This is a genomic window from Roseobacter sp. AzwK-3b (assembly GCF_000170875.1).
Lineage (GTDB): Bacteria > Pseudomonadota > Alphaproteobacteria > Rhodobacterales > Rhodobacteraceae > Roseovarius > Roseovarius litoreus.
The window spans coordinates 202723-225258 of record NZ_ABCR01000002.1 but is presented as its reverse complement, the minus strand read 5'-3'; the positions used below and the strand labels follow the sequence as shown (position 1 = coordinate 225258).

Sequence of the window (22536 nt, the reverse complement as noted above, 5' to 3'; positions counted from 1 at the left end):
GCTCTTGATACCCTCTGGGCAGGGATCAAGGCCAGCCCCCGCCGCGTGTTCGTGCTTGATCTACGTAAACAGCCTCACAGGGGAGGAGGTCAAGCCCAGCCCGCCGGTAAACTCCGCGTATTTCTGCAAGACCAGCGCCGCAATCAGCCTTTCGCGCGCCGGATCGCGGAACTGCCGCACCCAGGTTTGCGCATTGCGTACGATCCGCTCCATCTCCTGCGGGTTGGCCTCGCACCACGCGATCCGCTCGTCCAGATCGCTCAGATCGGCGCGGATCTGCACGAAATGCACCCCCGGCTCCAGCCGCCCCTCCATGTACCAGGTCTCATATTCCAGCTTCGGCGCCAGCGCGACCGAGTTCGACGCCATGATCCATTTCAGATTGGTCGCCACGTCATTGCCCTCGAGCGACAGAACATACCGATGCTCAAGCTGCTGCGCGATGCTCAGCCAGCCCTTCGGCGGCGCCAGCCCCTCGGCCTCGTGGACCTGCCCGATATCATGCGCGGGGCTGTCCGCATAAAGCCGCACGGCGGCGATCCTCGGCGCCTGCCCGTTCAGCATCCCCCGCCACACAGCAGACGGGCGCTTGTCGGCCCAGCATCGGCTGTCCTTGGGAAATTGGAAATGCCGCAGCGCATCCAGCGGCAACAGAACCGACTGCGCCACATCCCCCGCAATCGGCCGGCTTTTGACCAGCGACGGCGCATCGGGCACATGGGTCACATCCCCGAAAAGCGGTGCGATGCGGAACTCCGGCCCGAACCCCTGCGCATCGCGCATCAGATCGATGTAATACATCTTGCCGCTGCGATCCGTGGTGCTGATCGACATATCGCCCAACCGCACGGGCGGCAGATCATCCACCGGCGCCGTCAGCCGATTGTAATAGGCCACCCGCTCCAGCACATCGCTCGGCACGTCCTCCAGACGCTCGGGCAGCCGCGCCGCCAGCCGCCTGCGCGCCACGGCCCACGCGCCCGGCGCATATTCCCTGAAGGCAGCGGCCAGAAAATATCCCGCCCTGTGCAGCCCGCTGCTCATTCTTGCACGTCTCCCCTCTGAAAGGCCGTTCCGCAATATCAGCGCCCGCCTCCCATCGCCAGAGTGCAGGCCCGCCCTTGGGGCACAATTTCCCGAAGATCCATTTTTCAGCCAGATTCCGCCCCCATTGCTGGACGAATCGTTTATGATGTATCCGTCTGCTCCTGCCGCCACAGTGGCGAGCAAGACGGGTCTCCGCGCGCTGCTGTCACGGGATCATTGACTGTTAAGTATTGGGGGGACGCGCATGTGGCGCTTTATTTTAATAACTTTTGCCTTTTTGGGATGGTCATTTTACGAACTGAGCGGCGGGGCCGATTACACACCCCGCACCAATTCCATCCAGGCCCGTGCGCTTCTGGATGATGTGCGCCCGGCGGCGCGCCCAGTGCGTGCGCATGTGACCCAAGTGGCCGGCACCGGCGGGATCGCTCCGGCGGTTGAGCCCGTGGCGCAGGATACCACGCCTCGCAAAGCCGCGCCCGGAATAGAGCCCGGCATCGAACCCGGCCCACAAACCTTGGTCACGCTCGCCTCGGCCAATGCCGACACTCTTGCCGCTCCCGTGACCGGCCTGCCAGTCATCACCGCGCAACCCGCAGAGACCGCTGTCACCGCCGCCGTGGCCCAGACCGAGATCGCCGGCCTCACATTGCGCGGCCTGTCGGACCCGATCCGCCTCGACACTGCACCGACTGATCGGCCCGACGATATTCGCAGCATCGCCGGCACAGCCGTCAACATGCGCGCCGGTCCCGGCACGCAATATGACCGCATCGCCCGGCTGGGCCGCGGCGACGAGGTCGCTGTCCTGCAAGACCCCGGCAATGGCTGGCTCAAGCTTCGGGTGGTTGAAACCGGACGCGTCGGATGGATGGCCGGCAGCCTGGTGACCGCATCGGCAAACTGATTGCATCGCCCTGCACTTGCGGCCATAGCTTGCAGCCATGAGCAAGAAAACGATCCTCATCACCGGCTGCTCTTCGGGCATCGGATATGATGCTGCCTTGGGCCTTCGCGCGCAGGGCTGGCGCGTCTTCGCCTCTTGCCGCCGCCACGAGGATTGCGCGCGCCTGATCGCCGAAGGCTTCGACAGCCCACTGATCGACTATCAGGACGAGGCGACCATCGCCTCGGGCCTGTCCGAAGTGCTTTCGGCCACAGGCGGCACGCTCGATGCGCTGTTCAACAACGGCGCTTTCGGCTGCCCCGGCCTCGTCGAAGACCTGCCCACCGATGCGCTGCGCGACATCTTTCAAGCCAATTTCTTCGGCTGGCACGAACTTACGCGTCGCGTGATCCCGGTGATGCGCGCCCAAGGCCATGGCCGCATCGTGCAATGCTCCTCGGTGCTGGGCTTCGTCACGCTGCCCTGGCGCGGCGCTTACAATTCCACCAAATTCGCGCTCGAAGGGCTGACCGACACGCTGCGCATCGAAATGCGCGATACCGGCATCCATGTCATCCTGATCGAACCCGGCCCTGTCACGTCGAAGATCCGGGTGAACTCGATTCCGCATTTCGAACGCTGGATCGACTGGGAAAAATCCCCGCGCGCCGACGCCTATCGCGACCAACTGCGCAAGCGGCTCTACAAGGACAGCGGCACCCCCGACAGATTCGAGCTGCCCGCGTCTGCGGTGACCGCGAAACTGATCCATGCGCTCACCTCTCCCCGGCCGCGGCCCCGCTATTACGTCACGACGCCCACCTACATGATGGGCGTTCTGCGCCGCATCCTGCCGACCCGCGCGCTCGACTGGGTTCTCTCGCGGGCCTGATGGCCCCGCATGACATGCGGCAGGGGAAAATTCGCTTTCGCTTTTCGGTCGCGGCACCCTAGATGGGCCAAAGACCCGATTCGAAGGAGCCCGACCCGATGCTGACAGATCCGCTCTTCCTCATTGCCGCCGCCGCGTGCCTTGGCGTGGCCGTGATCCTCGCACTGGGCATCGGCACCTTCGGCAAGGAAGGTCTCGACAACGCCAAGCGCTCCAACAAGTTCATGCGCTGGCGCATCATCGCGCAATTCGTCGCGGTGATCCTCATCCTACTTTTCGTTTTCATCCGCAGACAGGGGGGACAGTGACATGGTGGTTCTCAACAGGATCTACACCAAGACAGGCGACCACGGCGAAACCGCTCTCGGCAATGGCGCGCGGGTGGCGAAACATTCCATGCGCGTCACCGCATACGGCACCGTCGATGAGGTGAACGCGACCCTCGGGCTCGCCCGCCTGCATGCCAAGGGCGAAACCGACGAGGCGCTGGCCCGCATCCAGAACGACCTCTTCGATCTGGGCGCCGATCTGTGCCGCCCCGACATGGCCCGCGATGCCGAGGCCGAGTATACTCCCCTGCGCGTCACCGCCAATCAGGTCACCCGGCTTGAATCGGAAATCGACACGATGAACAAGACGCTGGAACCCCTGCGCAGCTTCATTTTGCCCGGCGGCACCCCGCTTGCGGCCTATCTGCACCTGTGCCGCACCGTGTCGCGCCGCGCCGAACGCCTGACGGTGGAGCTTGCCACCATGGAAGAGGTGAACCCCGACGCGGTCAAATACCTCAACCGCCTGAGCGACTGGTTCTTCGTCGCCGCCCGCGTCTCGAATGACGGCGGCACCTCCGACGTTCTTTGGATTCCCGGCGCGAACCGCTGACCCTTTTCAGCGCCCCACAAACCGAACCGGGCCGCAAGGCCCGGTGACGTGCCCGATGCAGGCCAGTGGCCTTTGGGGAACATCCACCAAGTCCTTCACCCGCCACAGTGACTCCGATCTGGAGCAGTTCGGGCAATCATGCTAGCCCTGCTCTATTGGCCCACCTGGATCACCTTCGGGCCGATCAGTACGAGGACGCCGATATGTCGTTACCCACAGTGGCCATGTTCTGGGATGGCCCGCCGCTGTCTTTCATAGAGCGGCTCTGCACCAAATCCTTCGTCGATGCCGGTCACAAGGTCGTCCTGTTTTCCTACGGCAAGGTCGAAGGCGTGCCCGACGGTGTGGAAATGGCCCCCGCCTCGGATATCCTGCCGCATCCCGACACCATGCTGCGCCATGATCGCACCGGCAGCCCTGCGCCCTATTCCGACAAGTTCCGCTATCATCTTCTGGCCCGCCATGACGGGCTGATCTGGTCGGATACCGACGCCTATTGCCTCAAGCCGTTCGAACCGAAGGATGGCTATTTCTTCGGGCGTGAAACCGATGACGTGGTGGCCAATGGCGTGCTCGCCCTGCCCGCCGCCTCGCCCACGCTCAAGGCGCTCATCGACATGTGCGAGGATGAATACACCATCCCCGTCTGGATGCGCCGCGCGCAGGTCCGCGAGATCAAGGCACGCCATGACGCAGGCGATCCGATGCATGTCTCCGAAATGCCCTGGGGCGTCTGGGGGCCGCGCGCGCTCTCGCATTTCCTCAAGGAAAATGACGAGTTTCGCCACGCGCTCGAACCCCATGTGCTCTACCCCGTGGGCTTCGCAGACCGGCGGCTCTATTTCCGCCGCGCCGCCCTGACGTGGAACATGGTGCGCGACGATACCGTTTCGATCCATTTCTACGGGCGCCGGTGTCGGCAGCTTCTCAAGATCAAATACGACGGCGTGCCCCCACCAACCTCGGTTCTGGGCGAGCTGGCCACCCGGCACGGTCTCGCTGCCTGAGCCGCGCGCCCGGCGGTCCCGATATTTCCCGCCTCAAAACCGCAAACGCGACGTCGCGGGACGCAAACGTGACGATTTTACCCTGTTTCCCGCTGGTACAAACCAGTATCAAACCCCGGAGAGCATTCCGAAGAGTCGCCCCGCGACGCTTCAACCATCCATAGGGAGACCATGCCAATGAAGGTGCTTGTGCCTGTCAAACGCGTGATCGACTACAACGTCAAGGTCCGCGTCAAGGCGGACGGCAGCGGTGTCGATCTTGCCAACGTGAAAATGTCGATGAACCCGTTCGACGAGATCGCAGTGGAAGAGGCCATCCGCCTGAAAGAGGCCGGCAAGGCCGATGAGGTGATCGCCGTCTCGATCGGCGTCAAGCAGGCGCAGGAAACCCTGCGCACCGCGCTGGCCATGGGCGCCGATCGCGCGATCCTCGTGGTGGCCGCCGATGACGTGCACACCGATATCGAACCTCTGGCCGTCGCCAAGATCCTCGCCAAGGTCGTGGCCGAGGAACAGCCGGGTATGGTGCTCTGCGGCAAGCAGGCAATCGACAACGACATGAACGCCACCGGGCAGATGCTGTCGGCGCTTCTGGGCTGGTCCCAGGCGACCTATGCCAACCAGATCGATGTCGAGGGCGATCACGCCGTGGTCACCCGCGAAGTCGATGGCGGCTTGCAGACCGTCAAGGTGAAGATGCCCACCATCATCACCACCGACCTGCGCCTGAACGAGCCGCGCTACGCCTCGCTGCCCAACATCATGAAGGCCAAGAAAAAGCCGCTCGATGAAAAGACAGCCGCCGATTACGGCGTCGACGTGACGCCGCGTCTCGAGATCCTCGAGACGATCGAACCGCCCGCCCGCAAGGCCGGTGAACTCGTGGGCTCGGTGGACGAGCTCGTGTCGAAACTCAAGGAAGCGGGGGCTGTGTGATGGCTGTTCTTCTTCTTGCCGAAGTCAATGACGGAACGCTGGCGATGGATGCCACGGCCAAGGCCGTGACCGCCGCCACCAAGCTGGGCGATGTGACCGTGCTCTGCGCCGGCGCCACCTGTTCGGGTGCCGCCGACGAGGCCGCCACAATCGCCGGTGTGTCCAAGGTGCTCTGCGCCGAGGATGCGCTTTATGGCCACCGTCTGGCCGAACCCGTGGCGCAGCTGGTGGCGGACCTCGCCGCCGATTACAGCCATATCGTGGCCCCGGCCACCACGGATGCCAAGAACATCCTGCCGCGCGTCGCGGCGCTGCTCGATGTGATGGTCATCACCGACGCCTCGGGTGTGGTCGATGCCGACACGTTCGAACGGCCGATCTATGCCGGCAACGCAGTGCAAAAGATCCGCTCGTCGGACGCCAAGAAAGTCGTGAGCTTCCGCACCTCGACCTTCGACGCCGCCGCCACCGGCAATGCCGCCCCGGTCGAAAAGATCGCTGCTGCGGCCGATCCGGCGCTGTCGGAATGGGTCGAAGACAAGGTCGCCGCCTCGGATCGTCCCGAACTGACCTCGGCTGGCGTGGTCGTCTCGGGTGGTCGCGGTGTCGGCTCGCAGGATGATTTCGCCCTGATCGAGGGCCTGGCCGACAAGCTCGGCGCCGCTGTCGGCGCCTCGCGTGCCGCGGTCGATTCGGGCTTTGCTCCGAATGACTGGCAGGTGGGCCAGACCGGCAAGGTGGTGGCACCAGAGCTTTACATCGCTGTCGGCATCTCGGGCGCGATCCAGCACCTCGCGGGCATGAAGGATTCCAAGATCATCGTCGCGATCAACAAGGACGAAGAGGCCCCGATCTTCCAGGTTGCCGATTACGGCCTTGTGGCCGATCTCTTCGCGGCCGTGCCGGAACTGACCGAAAAACTCGGCTGATCCGTCCTCCTCCGAATGAACCACGCTCAAAGGCCCGCCGCTCTGGCGGGCCTTTGTTCTTGGGCCCTTATCGCGCCACGACGTGCTGCGCATCTGTGCCCTCGCCCATGTCCAGCACCTCGCGCAAGACCGGCAGCAGCCCAAGCGCCGCCTCCTCATGGGCCGCCGGCCCCGGCAGACAGCGCGCGGCCTCAGCCTCCTCCGGGGTGAAAATCATCCCGCGGGTGCCCATCTTCTGCGCAGCTGCACTTGTCGTCACCTCGACAAACCGCGCGGCATGCGGCGCCACCCCCTCCAGCATCGCGCGCGTCACGAAGGCCGGATCGTAGGTCACATCAGGCCGCTGCGCGCCGCGCTCGGGCAGGCGGGCCGCGAACCACAGCAGGATGACCGGCGGGCCGATCCGGTGAACAAGGTCGATCATCCGCTCCACCCAGGCCGTGCGCAGCTCGTCGCGCACCAGATCGAACCGGTCCGGCGCCATGCCTTGCAGGCTTTTCAACAAATGCCGCGTGAACGCGTATTCGGTGAAATCCACATCCGGAAACAGGCTTTGCATCGGCCGCATGGCCCGCAGAAACCGGTCATTCCGGCGCGGATGCACCCGGTAGAACCTGTTGGACAGGTTCAGCGCCCCCGGCACCTGCAGCACCACCGCCCGCGCGCGCGCCACATGCCGCTCGAGCCCCGGATCGCCCAGCATCACATCCGGCCCGGCATTGGGCCATCCGAAATTCACACAAGCCATGCCCAGCCCGTCCTCCACCAGAGCGGGAAACGGCCTTCGGATGAACCGGCCATAGGTTTCCGATCCGCCCAGAAAGGCGACATAGTCTGTCGCAAGGCATTGCCGTGGCCCCCGGAACACCAGGTTCGATCCGGCATAACCGCACGGCTCATAATCAAGGGGCGCTGGCCCCTTCGCTGTGTCGTGATTCATCTTTTCCCACCGATTCCAACTCACCCGGGGCCAAGATGACGCCCCCGCGTTGACAAACTGCTAACGCGCCAATTCGCGGGGAATTTTAGCAATCAGCAGCCCTTGCGGCTTGCGCCCCTGCGGGCCTATTGTGGCGGCGTGGACAGGAAAGGTGCGACAATGGAGATCCGGAAAATCGGCGTGGTCGGCGCAGGCCAGATGGGCAACGGCATTGCGCATGTCATGTCCCTCGCCGGGTTCGAGGTGATGCTCAACGACATCAGCCAAGACATGCTGGACAACGCCATCGCGACCATGACCCGCAACATGGAACGTCAGGTCAGTCGCGGCAAGATCACCCAGGACGCGATGGTCAGCGCCCTGGCGCGTATCACGCCGACCCTCACGCTCACCGATCTCGGCGCCACGGATCTGGTGATCGAAGCCGCGACCGAGCGTGAAACCGTCAAGCAGGCGATTTTCGATGAACTGCTGCCGCATCTTCAGCCCCATACGATCCTCACGTCGAACACCTCGTCGATCTCAATCACCCGGCTGGCCAGCCGCACCGACCGGCCCGAAAAATTCATGGGGTTTCACTTCATGAACCCGGTGCCGGTCATGCAACTGGTCGAGCTCATTCGCGGCATCGCCACTGACAAGCCGACCTATGACGTCTGCCTCGCAGTGGTCGAGAAACTGGGCAAGACCGCCGCCTCGGCCGAGGATTTTCCCGCCTTCATCGTCAACCGGATCCTGATGCCGATGATAAACGAGGCGGTGTATACGCTCTATGAAGGCGTCGGAAACGTGCGGTCGATCGATCAGTCCATGAAGCTGGGGGCCAATCACCCGATGGGGCCTCTGGAACTGGCGGATTTCATCGGCCTGGACACCTGTCTGGCGATCATGAACGTGCTGCATGACGGGCTGGCCGATACCAAGTATCGCCCCTGCCCGCTGCTGACGAAATATGTCGAAGCCGGTTGGCTGGGCCGCAAGACGGGACGGGGATTTTATGATTATCGCGGCGAGGTGCCGGTCCCGACACGGTGAGCCGCGACGCTTATCGGGCAAGAGCGCCGCACGCGACGTCAGGATTCAGGCCAGGCACTTGGATCAGGCACCGCGTTTCGGCAGGCGCCCTTGATGATTTTTCACGAAAAATTCACCTCTGACCCTCATGAATTTTCGCAGAAAATTCTTCCCCGTCAAACGCAAAAAATTCCCCAAAGACCCCGACACCGCAGGTCACAAATTTTCGCAGAAAATTTGCGCCCTCAGCGCTCGTTCACATTATCGCCAAGCGCCAGCGTATGCTCGCGCAGCCATGCCATGAAGCCGCGCGGATCACTTTCCAGCATCTTCATCCGCTCCGCACTGATCGGCGCGCCGACCACCGGGCGCTGCGGCTTGTTGCAGCTGTGCACGACCTCATGCAGAAGCAATCCCTGCCGCAAGGTCGCCGATATCCGGTTGGCCATCTGGTACCAGCGCGAATTGGACCCCGGAAAATAGATCGGCACCACCGTCGCGCCAGACCGGCGGATCATCTGCGCCGTGAACACGTTCCATTCCCGCTCGATCACCGGTCCGAACATCGTGTCGCTTGATGCCACCACGCCCGACGGGAACACGCTGATCAGCCCGCCCTCCTTGAGATGCGCCATCGCCTTGGCGCGCATCTCCACGCTCTTGCGCTGCGCATCGGGCTCATGCGGAAACGGCACCGCGATCATGTACGAGGCCGCCACCTCGTCGATCCCGGTCAAAAGCGCTCGCGTCAGGATCTTGTAATCCGTGCGCCGCCGCCCGATCAGATCGGCAAGGATCATCCCATCCACCAGCCCATGCGGATGGTTGGCCACCGCCACCACCGGCCCTTCGCTGGGAATATTCATCAGCTCGGCGTCAGGCGTCAGAAGGTCGATCCCCATCGTATCCAGCGCCGCGCGCCAAAAGGGCTGGCCCGTGGGCGCGCCGCGTCTTTCGAATTCGCGGATCATCCGGAGGATCGTCAGTTTTCCGGTAAACCATTCGATCGCCCGTATGGTCAACGCCGTCCCGGGTTTGTCGAACGAATTGGCATAGGTGAGGCTCCGACGGTCATACTTCGTGAAGTTTACCGTCTCGTCATCCTGCCCCGGCGCATGGTCCTCAACGTGTTCTACCACGTGGCGTCGTCCCGTCCCGTCGCGCATATCTGCGCGGTTGGTTCACATATCCTCGCCGAACCGGTTGGCCACAAGCGCCTGCACCGCATCGGCCAGCGCCTCGGCATCCGGTCCCGAGGTTTGCACGTCAATAGTGGTTCCTTTCGACGCTGCCAACATCAAAAGCCCCATTATGCTGTCACCGCCCGCCGTCTGCCCGTCCATCGCCACCTCGGCGCGCGCGTCGAATCCCTCGACCACTTCCACCAGCCGTGCCGCGGCGCGCGCATGCAGGCCCTTTTCATTGATGATTTTCAGATGACGCGTGATCGTGTCGGCCATATGTCTTCTACCCGTCTGCCTTTTCACTCGAACCGGCATGGCTGTCTATGTATTTGCGCCCCGCGTCAAGCGCGGATCGCGCGGCCTCGTGCACCGGCATGTTCCGGCTCTTGGCCAGCTTGATGAGCATCGGCAAATTGGCCCCATAGAGAATCCGCCTGTCCGCGGGCTGGCACGCCTTGAGCGACAGGTTCGATGGCGAGCCGCCGAACAGGTCCGTCACGATCAAGACACCGTCCCCACGATCCACCGCATCGGCGGCGGCACAGATTTCGGCCTGTTTCTCGGCGCGGTTGCTGTCATCCTCCATCGTGATGGCCACAATGCCGGTCTGTGCGCCCACCACATGCTCGATGGCCCACAGATATTCCCGGGCCAGGCCGCCATGCGCCACGATCACGATACCGATCAACGCAGTCTCTCTCCCTGTTGGTCGTCCGCATCACCCATGTGCTGCGCGCCGATGCGCGGCGCCTCTGTCGCCCCTCGCCGTTCCAGTTCGCGGTGCCTTATTGACACCGGCCAGCCACCCTTCGCAAGGGCCGCCGCCAAAGTTTCTGCCATGGTCACGCTGCGATGCTGGCCGCCCGTGCAGCCGAATCCGATCGCAAGATAGGCCTTGCCCTCCGCCTCATAGGCCGGCAGCAGAAGCTGCGCCAGATCCACCACCTTGTCGCGAAACGCCGCGAAACGCGGGTCCTGCGCCACGTAGCCCGACACCCGCATGTCCCGCCCGTCGAGCGTGCGCAGCGCCTCGTCCCAATAGGGATTGCGCAGGAACCGGCAATCCAGAACCATGTCGAGCCCCCGCGGCACACCGCGCTTGTAGGAAAACGAGTGCACCGACACCGCCAGCCGGCTTTGCCCTTGCGGCGCGAACCATTGCTCCAGCTCCGCCCGCAGATCATGCGGCGACAGCTCGGACGTATCGATCAGGATATCGGCCCTCGCGCGGATCGGCTTTAGAAGATCGAATTCCCGCGCGATCCCCACGCCGGGGCTTTCGGCAGGCGCCAGCGGATGGCGGCGGCGCGTTTCCGAAAACCGGCGCAACAGAACCTCGGCGTCGCAATCCACGTACAACAGCTGCACCGGCGCGCCGCCCGGCGCCTCCATGCGGTCCACCGCCTCGATCAGCGCCGTCGTCGAAAAATCACGGTTGCGCGCATCGATGCCAAGCGCCAATGGCTTCTCGACCCCGGCGCCCGGCACAAGCCTCGGCAAAAGAGACAGCGGCAGATTATCGATCGCCTCATATCCCATATCCTCCAACGCACGGATCGCAGTGCTTCGGCCCGCCCCCGAAGGACCGGTCACCAGCACCAGCCGGGAAGCTATGGGGTCTGCCGTCTCGGGCATCTGCGCGTGGTCCGTCAGTCGCTGCGTCCGTGTCGTAGATAAGTCATGATCGCCGCGGGAAAATGGGCGCAGGTGTTTTTTCTTGTCACGGGCAAGCTCACACCCAGCAGATCCTCGCGCAGCGGCGGCGGCAAACGCGCCTCTTCCTCACGGTCCATGTCCACGATCAGCACCACATGCGCGGGTCCTTTTGCCGGACAGTTGAGCAGCCCCATGCCCCGCGCCTCGATCCGTCCCCGGATCGCTCGGGGCGCATCGGCGCTCACCTGTGCGCCATCGCGCCGGATCAGCGTGCGGTCATCGGCCACAAGATCGGCGCCAAGCGCAATCAGCTGCAGCGCCAGACCCGATTTGCCGCTGCCCGACGCCCCCCGGATCAACACCGCGCGGCCGTTCATGGCCACCGTGCTGGCATGCAGGCATGTGGCGTCGTCTTCCTCCGCTGTCGGCTCACTGGGATGCGCGTCGCCGCCTTGCCCCGATGTCATGGATCAGACCGGCAGGCCCACGACAAAGCGTGCGCCCAGCGGATCCGACGTTGGATCAGCATCGGTCGGGCGGATGTTCTCGGCCCAGATCACCCCGTCATGCGCCTCGACGATCTGCTTCGAGATCGACAGGCCAAGCCCCGAATTGTTGCCGAAATCGTTTTCCGCGCGTTGCGAATAGAAGCGTTTGAAAATCTTCGTCAGCGCCTGATCCGGAATGCCGGGGCCGGTATCCTCGACCACCACCAGAACCCGATTGTCGCGCTTGCGCACCCACAGCCGGATCGCGTCCCCATCCTCGCAAAAGCTGATCGCGTTGGTGATCAGATTGACGAAAACCTGCGCCAGCCGCCCCTCCAGACCGACGAAGACAATCGGCTCGTTGGGGAAATCGGTGATGAACTCGACCCCCTTTTTCTCGGCCTCTTCGCCAAGATAATCGCCCAGATTGCGCAGCATCGCCAAAAGGTCGAACGGCTCTTGCTCTTCCTTGACCAGCTCGCTGTCCAGCCGCGAGGCGTTCGAGATGTCGCTCACCAGCCGGTCGAGGCGGCGCACGTCATGCTCGATCACCTCCAGCAGCTTTTCGCGCTGATCCGGGCGCTTGGCCACCCGCATCGTGCCCACCGCCGAGCGCAGGCTGGCCAGCGGGTTCTTGATCTCATGCGCCACGTCGGCGGCGAATTGTTCGTTGCTGTCGATCCGGTGATAGAGCGCCGCGACCATGCCGCGCAGCGCCCCCGACAGGCGCCCGATCTCGTCGGGCCGCGCGGTCAGATCGGGGATCCGGATGCGCCCACCGCCCTTGCCGCGGTTGCGGTCCCCGCCGATTTCCGCGGCGGCGGCCAGATCCGAGAGCGGGTTCGCGATCGTCGAGGCCAGGATCAGGCTCAGCCCCACCGACACCGCCGTCGCGATCAGGAACATGCGCAGCACCCATTCATGCTCGGCGCGCACCAATTGATCGATCTCGCCGCTGGCATTGACCATCGCCACCGCGCCCACCGCCTCACCGTTCCGGATGATCGGGGTGGCCGCGGCGAAAACGGTGCGCCCGCCGACATCGCTCGACAGCGATTGCGGCGCGCCCTGCAGCGTCGGGCCAACCAGCGCGCTCACGGTTTCGAGCAGGGTGGTCTCGGGCGTGTTGGTCAGCACGGCATCGAACGGCGCCGAGACCAGCCCCCAGACGCGGCTCAGCACATCGGTGATGAACGTGCGCTGCTGGCTGCCCGCGGACAGCGCCGGCGCCCGGTCTCCTTCGCCGCGACCGGCCAGCGCGCCGGTGCTGTCGAACACAAAGACTTCGACGCCGCGCTGAATATCCAGCCCTTCGATCGTGCCGATCACATCGATCCCGTCGCCGGTCATCAGATTGACCGGGGCGGTGCTGGGCAGTTGCGCTTCGAACACGTCGGCGACAAGTTCGACCTCGCTCACCATGCTGCCCGCGCGCTGCAGCGCGAGACTGTCACGCGATGAGTTCAGGAACAGCACCCCGGCCAGCAGCAAACTCAGCGCGACCAGGTTGAAGGTGATGATCTTGCGTGTCAGCGACGACTCGCGCAGCGAGATGAAGCCCCGCCTTTCGCGCCGTGTCCGGACCTCTTCATCGCCCACGCTGTCGGGGGCGACGAAATCATCGCCCAGGACGACGTCATCATCCCGCCTTGGCGCCCCTCGGTCGCGCATGTCGATGCCTTCGGCCAGTGCCATTATTCCTCGTTGTACCGGTATCCGATACCATAAAGCGTTTCGATCGCCGAGAAGTCAGGGTCGACCATCCGCAATTTCTTCCGCAGCCGCTTTATATGACTGTCGATGGTGCGGTCATCCACATAGACCTGGTCGTCATAGGCGACATCCATCAGCTGGTCGCGGCTTTTGACAAACCCCGGACGTTGCGCCAGCGCCTGCAGCAACAGGAATTCCGTGACGGTCAGCGACACGTCCTGGCCCTTCCAGCTGACGGCGTGGCGCAGCGGGTCCATCTGCAGATGTCCGCGCTCGATCACCTTGGTTTCCTCGGTGTCGCCGACGATCTTGCCGTCCATCGCGTCCTGACGGCGCAGCAGCGCGCGGATCCGCTCGACCAGAAGGCGCTGGCTGAACGGCTTCTTGACATAGTCGTCCGCCCCCATGCGCAGGCCCAGAACCTCGTCGATCTCATCATCCTTGGAGGTCAGGAAGATCACCGGCATCGACGTCTTCTGACGCAGCCGCTGCAGCAGATCCATCCCGTCCATGCGGGGCATCTTGATATCCAGAACGGCCATGTCCGGCAGCTTCTTGCTGAAGGCATCGAACGCCTGTTGGCCGTCATTATACGTCTCCACCTCGAAACCTTCCGCTTCGAGCGTCATCGAGACCGAAGTCAGAATGTTGCGATCATCGTCCACGAGGGCGATCTTTGACATGTGATTGGTCCTTGTACTGCTCTGCTTGTTGTATTTTTTTCAACAATATGAGCCGTTTTGCCCTTTACGATCAATCCTAAACTGCGAATCGCCCCCTTTCCGCGCTCTCATTCGTGCAAAAAAATCCTGCTAATGGCTAAATTGACTCACTTTCGCCACGGTTGCCGGGTATTGTCCTCCTTTTGTTAGCGCCAACGTCGATCTGGTTGCGCTAACTTTCGCGTGGTTGCGCTAACGGCTTGAAACCGTCCTGTTCTTTCATGGAAACGTCATGTTAAGAGGCGCGCGGGGGCCGGTACACACCGACACACCGGCGCCGGTCCCGGCGCCACGACAGTTTCGCCGCCCTGCGGGCGGTCATCGCGAACAGGAGCGTGAAAGACATGACATCTAGACGGGTCAACCCGCAATTCCGGCTCGAGGATCAGGGCATCACGGGGCTGGGCAATGTCTATTACAACCTCATCGAACCGGCGCTGATCGAAGCGGCCCTCAAGAAGGGCGAGGGCACGCTGGGTCGTGGCGGCGCGTTTCTGGTCACCACCGGCAAGTTCACCGGCCGCTCGCCCAAGGACAAGCATGTCGTCAAGACCGACAGCGTGGCCGACACGATCTGGTGGGAGAACAACGCCGCCATGTCGCCCGAAGGGTTCGATACGCTTTACGCCGATATGATCGCCCATATGCAGGGGGGCGACTATTATGTGCAGGATCTGGTCGGCGGGGCCGATCCGGCCCATGCGATCAATGTGCGCATGGTGACCGAGCTGGCCTGGCACGGCCTTTTCATCCGTCACCTGCTGCGCCGCCCTGAGCGTGACGCGCTGGATCGCTTCACCGCCGATTTCACCGTCATCAACTGCCCCAGCTTCCGGGCCGATCCGGCACGGCACGGGTGCCGCTCGGAAACCGTCATCGCGATGAATTTCGACCGCAAGATGATCCTGATCGGCGGCACCGAATATGCCGGGGAGAACAAGAAATCCGTGTTCACCCTGCTCAACTACCTGCTGCCTGAAAAGGGCATCATGCCAATGCACTGCTCGGCCAACCATGCCGATGGCAACCCGGTCGACACGGCCGTTTTCTTCGGTCTCAGCGGCACCGGCAAGACCACGCTCTCGGCCGATCCGGCGCGCACGCTCATCGGCGATGACGAACATGGCTGGTCCGATCGCGGCACCTTCAATTTCGAAGGCGGCTGCTATGCCAAGACCATCAACCTCAACCCCGAGGCCGAGCCCGAGATCTACGCCACCACGTCGAAATTCGGCACAGTGATCGAGAATATGGTGTTCGATCCCGAAACCCTCGAGCTTGATTTCGACGACGATTCGCTCACCGCCAACATGCGCTGCGCCTATCCGCTGGACTATATCTCGAACGCGTCGGACACCGCGCTTGGCGGGCATCCCAAGAACGTCATCATGCTGACCTGCGATGCCTTCGGCGTGCTGCCGCCCATCGCGCGTCTGACCCCGGCGCAGGCGATGTATCACTTCCTGTCCGGCTTCACCTCCAAGGTGGCCGGCACCGAACGCGGCGTGACCGAGCCAGAGCCGACCTTTTCCACCTGTTTCGGCGCACCCTTCATGCCGCGCCGCCCCGAGGTCTATGGCAACCTGTTGCGCGACAAGATCGCCAAGCACGGCGCGACCTGCTGGCTGGTGAATACCGGCTGGACAGGCGGCGCCTATGGCACAGGCTCGCGGATGCCGATCAAGGCCACCCGCGCCCTGCTGACCGCCGCCCTTGACGGGTCGCTGAACAAGGTCGAGTTCCGCAAGGACGAAAACTTCGGTTTCGACGTTCCCGTCGAAGCGCCCGGTGTGGCCGAGGTCCTGCTCGATCCGCGCCGCACATGGGACGATCCGGCCTCTTACGATCGGCAGGCCGCCAAGCTGGTGCAGATGTTCGCGGATAATTTCGAACAATACGTGCCATATATCGACGAAGACGTGAAAGCAGCCGCGCTCGGCTGACCGGTATCGGCCCGGCCCTGCGGCGCGCACGCTTTGCGCGTCATGCAGGGCCGGGGCCATCCGCGCACCGCATCACCTTGTAAAATCTGTCGTGCATCATCCGAAAACCTCCTGAGCCGCGCCACCGGATTCGGTGACATGGAGACAGCTTGACCGCAAATTGTTGAAGACGGGTTAAAGCCCCGATTGCGTACGGGCTGGACACAAATTCAGGCCAAATCCCGGATATCCGTCCCAAACCCGCGTCGGTTTGGTACGGTCCGTACGAACCCCGCTCACATCGCCACGCTCGGCGCCCCCAAACGACCGAAACCCCGGCGATCGCGCCCATTGTCGCCTCGCCCCGGCGCCCCGCATCCCTTGCCACAGCTTCGCAACCAGCGTCGTCACGATCTACCCCCTCAGCGCGACATAAAGCGAAACCATTGATCCCGAACCGGGAATCAGGACCATCGCCATGGCAAACCCGACAACGCCCTTGACCAGCCCAGCCAACAGACCCACCATCCCTAACAAGATCCAACAGCCACTCCCGAATTCGAGGGTCATACTCTGTACCGTTTCCTGTGCACGTGTCGTTAGCTTCGCACCCGCAAAATTCAAGGCGCAATTTTCGATCAAAAACGCCACATTTTCGGTATAATAGTTGCGCTGCAGTTGCAAAATGGCTAGGACGGTCGCCAACTGGAAAAGGATTGATTCATGGCACATGACGGACAAGACGTTGCAATGGCAAACCCGATCATTCTGACCGATCTTCTGAGCCTCACCGGCGCGGCCGTGTCCCCGGCCGAGGCGGTGCTGGAAAAGGCCCGCACGCGGATGCGCGATCTGGTCACGGTCGATGGCCGGGTCTCGGGCGGCGCGGTCGAGGCGCATCAGTTCGCGGCCCACGGCCTTGCGTGGCTTGCCACCTATGTCGAGTCGCTGCGCCAGATGCAGAACTGGGCCAATCGCCTGACTGAAATGGGAAAATTCGGCGAGGTCGAACAGCTGACCCAGCAGATCGCCTTCGGCGAGTACCTCTCGCAGCTGCGCGGCGGCATCCAGATGAACCAGGGCGAAATGGTCCGTCTGCACGATCTGGACCTGACCGACAGCGACATCGCCTTGCTCGACACCCCCGAGATCCAGACCCTGTGCCGCGCCGGCAACACGCAGGCCGCGCGCACCCGTCTCGTCGAGCTTATGCAGGAACGCAGCGCCGAGCTGACGGTGGGCCATTCCGGGCTTGATGACGAGCTCGAGATGATCCGCGAACAATTCCGCCGCTTCTCGGTCGACAAGGTCGAACCCCATGCCCATGAATGGCACCTCAAGGACGAGCTGATCCCGATGGAAATCATCGAGGAACTGGCCGAAATGGGCGTCTTTGGCCTGACCATCCCCGAAGAATACGGCGGCTTCGGTCTGAGCAAGGCGTCCATGTGCGTCGTCTCCGAAGAACTCAGCCGGGGCTATATCGGCGTCGGCTCTCTCGGCACCCGCTCCGAGATCGCGGCCGAGCTGATCATCGCCGGCGGCACCGAGGAGCAGAAACAGAAATGGCTGCCGCGCCTTGCCAGCGCCGAAACCCTACCGACGGCTGTCTTCACCGAACCCAACACCGGCTCGGATCTCGGAAGCCTGCGCACCCGCGCGGTCAAGGATGAAAACGGCGATTGGAAGATCACCGGCAACAAGACATGGATCACCCATGCCTCGCGCACCCATGTCATGACCCTGCTGGCGCGCACCATTCCGGACACCACAGATCATCGCGGCCTGTCGATGTTTTTGGCCGAAAAGACCCCCGGCACCGACGAGGCGCCCTTCCCCACCGAAGGCATGACCGGCGGCGAGATCGAGGTTCTGGGCTATCGCGGCATGAAGGAATACGAACTGGCCTTCGACAACTTCGACGTCAAGGGCGAGAACCTTCTGGGCGGCGAAGAGGGCAAGGGCTTCAAGCAACTGATGGAGACCTTCGAATCCGCCCGCATTCAGACCGCCGCGCGCGCCATCGGCGTTGCGCAATCGGCGCTCGATGTCGGCATGCGCTATGCCATCGACCGCAAGCAATTCGGCAAATCGCTGATCGCCTTCCCGCGCGTGTCGGGCAAGCTGGCGATGATGGCCGTGGAAATCATGGTCGCCCGGCAGCTGACCTATTTCAGCGCATGGGAAAAGGACAATGGCAACCGCTGCGATCTCGAAGCCGGCATGGCCAAGCTGCTTGGCGCGCGCGTCGCGTGGTCGGCCGCCGATAACGGCCTGCAGATCCATGGAGGCAACGGCTTTGCGCTGGAATACGGCATCAGCCGCATCCTCTGCGATGCCCGCATCCTCAACATCTTCGAAGGTGCCGCCGAAATTCAGGCGCAGGTCATCGCCCGCCGCCTTCTGGGCTAAGCCCACGTCAAGTCAACAGCCGCGCCACTCCACGGCTAAGCCGCCCGAATTACCGGGCGGCTTTTTTCGTGTCAGACCTGTGCGGTCAGAAGCTGAGAACCGTCGTGTTCTCCGCCATCAGCGCCGCCGCCATTGCCGGCGGTTGCGCCGCCGTGATCCCGTCCAGCAGCGCCGACGCATCCACGCCCTTGTTGGGCAGGTAGATCGCGCAGACCTCGACCTTGGTGCCGGTCTTGTCCATGATCATCCGCATCAGGCCCTGCGGGCTCATGTCTTTCGGCTTTTGCGGCGCGGTGGCGCTGGCCGGGGCCTCTTTCAACGCCAGATCCCCCGCCGGACCACACAGCAGGATCTGCGCCTTGGCTCCCTGCTGCACCGATTGCATGGTCAGCACCATCGACATGAGCTGCGTTTGCGGATCGGCCGAGGTCACCACAGTGACCAGGTTTCTCGATTCTTCCGCCTGAGCGGGCAGGCCGGTGAGTGTTGCCGCCGCAAGGGCGAGGGCTGTCAGTGTCTTGCGCATTGGAAAACCTCTTTCATACAGGGTGTTGGGACGTTCGCGCGTCATTCGAGTTGAAACACGGCACCGGAACTGACCGCCCGAAAGGTGCGGATCAGCAAGGCGCCAAGGGTCACGGTCAAAGCCAGAAGCAGGCCCAGACCGATCAGATGATGGGCGGTAGAGCCGGTGACTTCGGCATACTGCAGGCTGGCGATGGTCAGCGCCGCCACCGGAAAGCTGAGCGCCCAGAAGGACATCGCAAACGGCAGCCGCAGGATGCGCGGCAGCTGCACCGCCACGATCAGGCCAAAGAAATACCCGCCATTCAGCAGGATATGCGCCAGATGATCGATCCCGCCGGTCAGCTTGACCCAAGCCAGGAACCCGGCCGCAGGCGGCGCGATCAGGATCACCAGCGTCGGTTGCAACCGCTCGGGCAGCGGGTCGTGGAACACCAGCCGGTTCATCACCAGCGTCAGCAGGATCAGCCAGAAGATCAGACCGACGGACATGAAAAACCAGCTCAGCTCGACATATCCCAGATCGACTCCGGCGATCGGCACGATCACGTTGCCAACCGCAGGAATGAACCACGCGGGCGACAGATGCCCATGCAGAAAGGCCCGCGATCCGATCCAGCCCGACACCACCGCAAGCGTCAGCACGCCCTGCAACGCCGCACCGATCAGCCACATCGCCCGCGCCACTGGCTCGGACCACGGCATTGTCGCCGCCGCCAGCAACAAAAGCCCGATGGAAATCGCCGGGAAAAACGCCAGCTTCACGGGATGATCCCATTCCGCGCGCAGGGCGGCGGGATGTCTCAGCGCCTTGGCGCCATAGCCCGCCGCGATCACCCCGAACAAGGCCAGCGTGACCACATAGACCGCCGCCGACAGCGCCGATGTCAGGCCCAGTGCCTGCTCCCCGGCGCGCAGCGCCAGGGTCAGCCCGGCCATGCCCATCACGATGGTGAACAAGGTGACGGGATAATGCTCAAGCCAGCGGTGGGTCGGGTCGGTCATCCTGTGGCGCTCCAAATATATATTCTATATTCAGCATATGATGACGCACGCCGCGTTGATCCAGATCAAGCCTGCCGCAACTCTCTGCATTTCAGAGCGATTTAAATGTCCGGCCCGCCATGACCCCCGCATAGGCCACATGCCATCACGCGCCTCGCAACGGCCCGGATCACCGAAAGGATCAGCTAAAGCCCGCAGCGCGGCCCCAGCACTGCCCGCCTCACTCGGCCTCGCCTATCGTGACACGCACCGGCTCCAGCCCCTCGATCTCGCCCAGAAGGACACTGCCGGGCTGCACCGGGCCAACCCCCGCTGGCGTGCCGGTATAGATCAGGTCTCCGGGCAGCAGGTGATAATAGCCCGACAGATGCGCAATCAGCTCGGGCACCGACCACACCATGTCACTCAGGCTGGCATCCTGCACGATCTCGTCATCCCGACGCAGGGTGATGCGCTGCTGGCCGATCTCGCCAAACGCCTCAGCAGGCGTCAATGCCGCCATAAGCGCTGAATTCTCGAAATCCTTGCCCAGATCCCAGGGGCGGCGCTTGTCCTTGGCGGCCCCCTGCAGATCGCGCCGCGTCAGGTCGATCCCGCAGCCATAGCCCCAGACCGCCTGCATCGCCTCCGCCTTGGTCACCCGGAACGCCGGCGCGCCGATCGCCACCACGAACTCCATCTCGTAATGGCAATCCTGCGTGCCCGGCGGATAAGGGATCGTCGCCCCCGAAAGGCACAGCGCATGGGCCGACTTGGTGAAATAGAAAGGCGCCTCGCGGTCCACCTCATTGCCCATCTCGGCGGCATGGGCGGCATAATTCCGCCCCACGCAGAAGATCCGCCGCAGCGGAAACTGACGGCTGTCACCGGCCACCGGAATGGCCAGACCTTCGGGCGGGGGAAAAAGCATATCCTGTGTCATGAGGGTGTTATGCGCCGCTCGGCGGGTCCTGTCAAAGCCGCTTTACGCCGGGCCTTCCGGCCTACGCGCAATTCGGGCATCGGTGGGCAGGCATGGCCGGAATCATCCTCATCCCACATCTTGGGGCGTTGCAGGGCGCGCGGCGCATTAACCCATGGCCCAAACCGACCCCGCACCGACGCGATACCGACGCGATACCGACGTGATACCGACGCGATACCGATGCGGGTTTTCCTTGAAAACAAGGCCGTTAACCTTCGAATCAGGCGACGCGCGATCCCCGCGACCAAACCCCGCGCAGCGCCGGCACCCCGCCGCGCATCGCGAAGCGGATCACATCCGCCCGTTTGCCCGGCTCCAGCACCCCCCGATCCTCCAGCCCCACACTGCGCGCAGGATTGGCCGTGACCGTCGCCAGCCCCCTTGCCATATCCCCCCAGATCTCGCCCAGTTGCACCGCCGCCAGCAGCAGCGCCGAGGGCACGTAATCCGACGACAGGATATCCAGATGCCCCGCCCTTGCCAGATCATGCGCGGCCACATTGCCCGAATGCGAGCCCCCTCGGATCAGGTTGGGCGCACCCATTATGATAGCAATATCATGCAGATGGCAGGCGCGCGCGGCCTCCAGCGTGGTGGGAAATTCGGCCACCCGGATGCCATGCCCCGCCGACACCCGCACCTGCTCCTCGGTGGTGTCATCGTGGCTCGCCAGCACCGCACCATAGCGTTTCGCCTCGGCCACCGCCGCCGCCTCGTGCCGGTCCCCATGCAGCGCGCGCAGCTCCTGCAACTGCGCGACATGGGCGCGGAATTCCTCGTCATTCAATGACAGCTTGCCCTTCACATAGGCTTCCAGCTTGCTGATGTCCCGGAACTGGCGCTGACCGGGGGTATGGTCCATCAGGCTGACGATGCCCACGCGGTCCGCCTCTCCAAACTCGGCCATCTCCTCTTCCAGCGTCTCGGAACAGACCTCGGCCCGAAGATGCAGAAAGTGGCTTATTTTCAATGCATTATCAGCTCGCAACGCCAGCAGCTCATTGGCCAGACCGCGCGCGTATTTGATATATCTGCCCCGTCCGCTCGGGATCGATCCCACCCGCATCGCGTCGAACACGGTGGTGATACCGGTGCCCGCCAGCTCGGCGTCATGGGCCAAGATCGCGGCATTATGCGGCCAGTCGACCTTGGGACGCGGCTGGATATGCCGCTCCAGATTGTCGGTATGCAACTCGATCAGCCCCGGCGCCACGACATCCCCCTCGCAATCCTCCGCGCCCTTGGGCAGCGCCGTGCCGGTGCCGATATCCGCGATCACCCCGTCGCGCAGCACGACATGGCCCGTCACGCTCCGGTCGGGCAGAACAAGGGTGGCATTGGCGAGGATGGTGTCTTGTGTCATGTGGTCGTTACGCTTTGCTGACAAGTGAAGCCAAAAGAAACGGGAACGT

General features: G+C 63.4%; 23 protein-coding genes. 10 read left to right on the top strand and 13 right to left on the bottom strand.

Going from position 1 to position 22536, the window contains the following annotated elements; translation table 11 throughout:
• Window positions 1-60 precede the first annotated feature (60 nt).
• On the bottom strand, window positions 61-1044 hold the full coding sequence (locus RAZWK3B_RS05305) for a glycosyl transferase family 90 (protein ID WP_007812928.1): 984 nt from the start codon (window positions 1042-1044) through the stop codon (window positions 61-63).
• Window positions 1045-1324: 280 nt separating this feature from the next.
• Between RAZWK3B_RS05305 and RAZWK3B_RS05300 the strand changes: the two genes are divergently transcribed.
• The 7 genes from RAZWK3B_RS05300 to RAZWK3B_RS05270 all read left to right on the top strand — a co-directional run bounded on the left by RAZWK3B_RS05300 (window position 1325) and on the right by RAZWK3B_RS05270 (window position 6579).
• Complete coding sequence (locus tag RAZWK3B_RS05300; RefSeq protein WP_050774172.1) at window positions 1325-1954, top strand: SH3 domain-containing protein; 630 nt, start codon at window positions 1325-1327, stop codon at window positions 1952-1954.
• A gap of 37 nt (window positions 1955-1991) precedes the next feature.
• Complete coding sequence (locus tag RAZWK3B_RS05295) at window positions 1992-2825, top strand: SDR family NAD(P)-dependent oxidoreductase (protein ID WP_007812924.1); 834 nt, start codon at window positions 1992-1994, stop codon at window positions 2823-2825.
• A 98-nt stretch (window positions 2826-2923) separates the two neighbouring features.
• Window positions 2924-3133, top strand: coding sequence for a twin transmembrane helix small protein (locus RAZWK3B_RS05290; RefSeq protein ID WP_007812922.1), 210 nt, complete (start codon window positions 2924-2926; stop codon window positions 3131-3133).
• 1 nt (window position 3134) lies between these two features.
• Window positions 3135-3707 (top strand): cob(I)yrinic acid a,c-diamide adenosyltransferase, encoded by a 573-nt coding sequence (locus RAZWK3B_RS05285; RefSeq protein ID WP_007812921.1) that lies wholly within the window; start codon window positions 3135-3137, stop codon window positions 3705-3707.
• 203 nt (window positions 3708-3910) lie between these two features.
• Window positions 3911-4714 carry a hypothetical protein gene (locus RAZWK3B_RS05280; protein ID WP_050774189.1) on the top strand — a complete coding sequence of 268 codons (804 nt, stop codon included), beginning with the start codon at window positions 3911-3913 and terminating at the stop codon, window positions 4712-4714.
• A 177-nt stretch (window positions 4715-4891) separates the two neighbouring features.
• On the top strand, window positions 4892-5650 hold the full coding sequence (locus RAZWK3B_RS05275) for an electron transfer flavoprotein subunit beta/FixA family protein (RefSeq protein WP_007812917.1): 759 nt from the start codon (window positions 4892-4894) through the stop codon (window positions 5648-5650).
• Window positions 5650-6579 (top strand): electron transfer flavoprotein subunit alpha/FixB family protein, encoded by a 930-nt coding sequence (locus RAZWK3B_RS05270; protein ID WP_007812916.1) that lies wholly within the window; start codon window positions 5650-5652, stop codon window positions 6577-6579. The genes RAZWK3B_RS05275 and RAZWK3B_RS05270 overlap by 1 nt, the downstream gene beginning before the upstream one ends.
• A 67-nt stretch (window positions 6580-6646) precedes the next feature.
• Here the strand turns inward: RAZWK3B_RS05270 and RAZWK3B_RS05265 are convergent, their stop codons facing one another.
• Window positions 6647-7519, bottom strand: a complete 873-nt coding sequence (locus RAZWK3B_RS05265; protein ID WP_007812914.1) for a DUF6473 family protein — start codon at window positions 7517-7519, stop codon at window positions 6647-6649.
• Window positions 7520-7678: 159 nt separating this feature from the next.
• Between RAZWK3B_RS05265 and RAZWK3B_RS05260 the strand changes: the two genes are divergently transcribed.
• The gene (locus RAZWK3B_RS05260) at window positions 7679-8554 is read left to right on the top strand and encodes a 3-hydroxybutyryl-CoA dehydrogenase (RefSeq protein ID WP_007812913.1); all 876 of its coding nucleotides are present in this window, start codon (window positions 7679-7681) and stop codon (window positions 8552-8554) included.
• 224 nt (window positions 8555-8778) lie between these two features.
• Here the strand turns inward: RAZWK3B_RS05260 and RAZWK3B_RS05255 are convergent, their stop codons facing one another.
• The 7 genes from RAZWK3B_RS05255 to RAZWK3B_RS05225 are packed head-to-tail and all read right to left on the bottom strand — an operon-like array spanning window position 8779 to window position 14257.
• Window positions 8779-9699, bottom strand: coding sequence for a lysophospholipid acyltransferase family protein (locus tag RAZWK3B_RS05255; RefSeq protein WP_007812911.1), 921 nt, complete (start codon window positions 9697-9699; stop codon window positions 8779-8781).
• Between the two features lie 15 nt (window positions 9700-9714).
• Window positions 9715-9993: an HPr family phosphocarrier protein gene (locus RAZWK3B_RS05250; RefSeq protein WP_007812908.1), complete on the bottom strand. Its 279-nt coding sequence runs from the start codon at window positions 9991-9993 to the stop codon at window positions 9715-9717.
• A gap of 7 nt (window positions 9994-10000) precedes the next feature.
• The gene (locus tag RAZWK3B_RS05245; protein ID WP_007812906.1) at window positions 10001-10405 is read right to left on the bottom strand and encodes a PTS sugar transporter subunit IIA; all 405 of its coding nucleotides are present in this window, start codon (window positions 10403-10405) and stop codon (window positions 10001-10003) included.
• Window positions 10402-11352: an RNase adapter RapZ gene (gene rapZ, locus RAZWK3B_RS05240; protein ID WP_007812904.1), complete on the bottom strand. Its 951-nt coding sequence runs from the start codon at window positions 11350-11352 to the stop codon at window positions 10402-10404. Before rapZ ends, RAZWK3B_RS05245 begins: the two co-directional genes overlap by 4 nt.
• A gap of 14 nt (window positions 11353-11366) precedes the next feature.
• Complete coding sequence (locus RAZWK3B_RS05235; protein WP_007812903.1) at window positions 11367-11840, bottom strand: HPr kinase/phosphorylase; 474 nt, start codon at window positions 11838-11840, stop codon at window positions 11367-11369.
• Window positions 11841-11843: 3 nt separating this feature from the next.
• Entirely contained in the window at window positions 11844-13556 is a 1713-nt protein-coding gene (locus tag RAZWK3B_RS05230; RefSeq protein WP_007812901.1) for a sensor histidine kinase, read from the bottom strand.
• A complete protein-coding gene (locus RAZWK3B_RS05225; RefSeq protein WP_007812899.1) occupies window positions 13556-14257 on the bottom strand; it encodes a response regulator transcription factor in 702 nt (233 codons plus the stop codon). The genes RAZWK3B_RS05230 and RAZWK3B_RS05225 overlap by 1 nt, the downstream gene beginning before the upstream one ends.
• 383 nt (window positions 14258-14640) lie before the next feature.
• Between RAZWK3B_RS05225 and RAZWK3B_RS05220 the strand changes: the two genes are divergently transcribed.
• The gene (locus RAZWK3B_RS05220; protein WP_007812898.1) at window positions 14641-16239 is read left to right on the top strand and encodes a phosphoenolpyruvate carboxykinase; all 1599 of its coding nucleotides are present in this window, start codon (window positions 14641-14643) and stop codon (window positions 16237-16239) included.
• Window positions 16240-16941: 702 nt separating this feature from the next.
• Window positions 16942-18630, top strand: coding sequence for an acyl-CoA dehydrogenase family protein (locus tag RAZWK3B_RS05210; RefSeq protein WP_037295087.1), 1689 nt, complete (start codon window positions 16942-16944; stop codon window positions 18628-18630).
• A gap of 85 nt (window positions 18631-18715) precedes the next feature.
• Here the strand turns inward: RAZWK3B_RS05210 and RAZWK3B_RS05205 are convergent, their stop codons facing one another.
• From RAZWK3B_RS05205 to RAZWK3B_RS05190, 4 genes are all read right to left on the bottom strand, one after another.
• Window positions 18716-19156 (bottom strand): hypothetical protein, encoded by a 441-nt coding sequence (locus RAZWK3B_RS05205; protein WP_007812892.1) that lies wholly within the window; start codon window positions 19154-19156, stop codon window positions 18716-18718.
• A gap of 41 nt (window positions 19157-19197) precedes the next feature.
• Window positions 19198-20160, bottom strand: a complete 963-nt coding sequence (locus tag RAZWK3B_RS05200; RefSeq protein WP_007812890.1) for an SLAC1 anion channel family protein — start codon at window positions 20158-20160, stop codon at window positions 19198-19200.
• A 220-nt stretch (window positions 20161-20380) separates the two neighbouring features.
• Window positions 20381-21070, bottom strand: coding sequence for a fumarylacetoacetate hydrolase family protein (locus RAZWK3B_RS05195; RefSeq protein WP_007812888.1), 690 nt, complete (start codon window positions 21068-21070; stop codon window positions 20381-20383).
• Window positions 21071-21344: 274 nt separating this feature from the next.
• Window positions 21345-22487, bottom strand: a complete 1143-nt coding sequence (locus tag RAZWK3B_RS05190; protein ID WP_007812886.1) for an alpha-D-ribose 1-methylphosphonate 5-triphosphate diphosphatase — start codon at window positions 22485-22487, stop codon at window positions 21345-21347.
• Window positions 22488-22536 lie beyond the last annotated feature (49 nt).

Coding starts and splice junctions, on each gene's coding strand:
- RAZWK3B_RS05305 (WP_007812928.1), bottom strand. CDS start 1,044: ATGAGCAGCGGGCTGCACAGGGCGGGATATTTTCTGGCCGCTGCCTTC.
- RAZWK3B_RS05295 (WP_007812924.1), top strand. CDS start 1,992: ATGAGCAAGAAAACGATCCTCATCACCGGCTGCTCTTCGGGCATCGGA.
- RAZWK3B_RS05290 (WP_007812922.1), top strand. CDS start 2,924: ATGCTGACAGATCCGCTCTTCCTCATTGCCGCCGCCGCGTGCCTTGGC.
- RAZWK3B_RS05285 (WP_007812921.1), top strand. CDS start 3,135: ATGGTGGTTCTCAACAGGATCTACACCAAGACAGGCGACCACGGCGAA.
- RAZWK3B_RS05280 (WP_050774189.1), top strand. CDS start 3,911: ATGTCGTTACCCACAGTGGCCATGTTCTGGGATGGCCCGCCGCTGTCT.
- RAZWK3B_RS05275 (WP_007812917.1), top strand. CDS start 4,892: ATGAAGGTGCTTGTGCCTGTCAAACGCGTGATCGACTACAACGTCAAG.
- RAZWK3B_RS05270 (WP_007812916.1), top strand. CDS start 5,650: ATGGCTGTTCTTCTTCTTGCCGAAGTCAATGACGGAACGCTGGCGATG.
- RAZWK3B_RS05265 (WP_007812914.1), bottom strand. CDS start 7,519: ATGAATCACGACACAGCGAAGGGGCCAGCGCCCCTTGATTATGAGCCG.
- RAZWK3B_RS05260 (WP_007812913.1), top strand. CDS start 7,679: ATGGAGATCCGGAAAATCGGCGTGGTCGGCGCAGGCCAGATGGGCAAC.
- RAZWK3B_RS05255 (WP_007812911.1), bottom strand. CDS start 9,699: ATGCGCGACGGGACGGGACGACGCCACGTGGTAGAACACGTTGAGGAC.
- RAZWK3B_RS05250 (WP_007812908.1), bottom strand. CDS start 9,993: ATGGCCGACACGATCACGCGTCATCTGAAAATCATCAATGAAAAGGGC.
- rapZ (WP_007812904.1), bottom strand. CDS start 11,352: ATGCCCGAGACGGCAGACCCCATAGCTTCCCGGCTGGTGCTGGTGACC.
- RAZWK3B_RS05235 (WP_007812903.1), bottom strand. CDS start 11,840: ATGACATCGGGGCAAGGCGGCGACGCGCATCCCAGTGAGCCGACAGCG.
- RAZWK3B_RS05230 (WP_007812901.1), bottom strand. CDS start 13,556: ATGGCACTGGCCGAAGGCATCGACATGCGCGACCGAGGGGCGCCAAGG.
- RAZWK3B_RS05225 (WP_007812899.1), bottom strand. CDS start 14,257: ATGTCAAAGATCGCCCTCGTGGACGATGATCGCAACATTCTGACTTCG.
- RAZWK3B_RS05220 (WP_007812898.1), top strand. CDS start 14,641: ATGACATCTAGACGGGTCAACCCGCAATTCCGGCTCGAGGATCAGGGC.
- RAZWK3B_RS05210 (WP_037295087.1), top strand. CDS start 16,942: ATGGCACATGACGGACAAGACGTTGCAATGGCAAACCCGATCATTCTG.
- RAZWK3B_RS05205 (WP_007812892.1), bottom strand. CDS start 19,156: ATGCGCAAGACACTGACAGCCCTCGCCCTTGCGGCGGCAACACTCACC.
- RAZWK3B_RS05200 (WP_007812890.1), bottom strand. CDS start 20,160: ATGACCGACCCGACCCACCGCTGGCTTGAGCATTATCCCGTCACCTTG.
- RAZWK3B_RS05195 (WP_007812888.1), bottom strand. CDS start 21,070: ATGCTTTTTCCCCCGCCCGAAGGTCTGGCCATTCCGGTGGCCGGTGAC.
- RAZWK3B_RS05190 (WP_007812886.1), bottom strand. CDS start 22,487: ATGACACAAGACACCATCCTCGCCAATGCCACCCTTGTTCTGCCCGAC.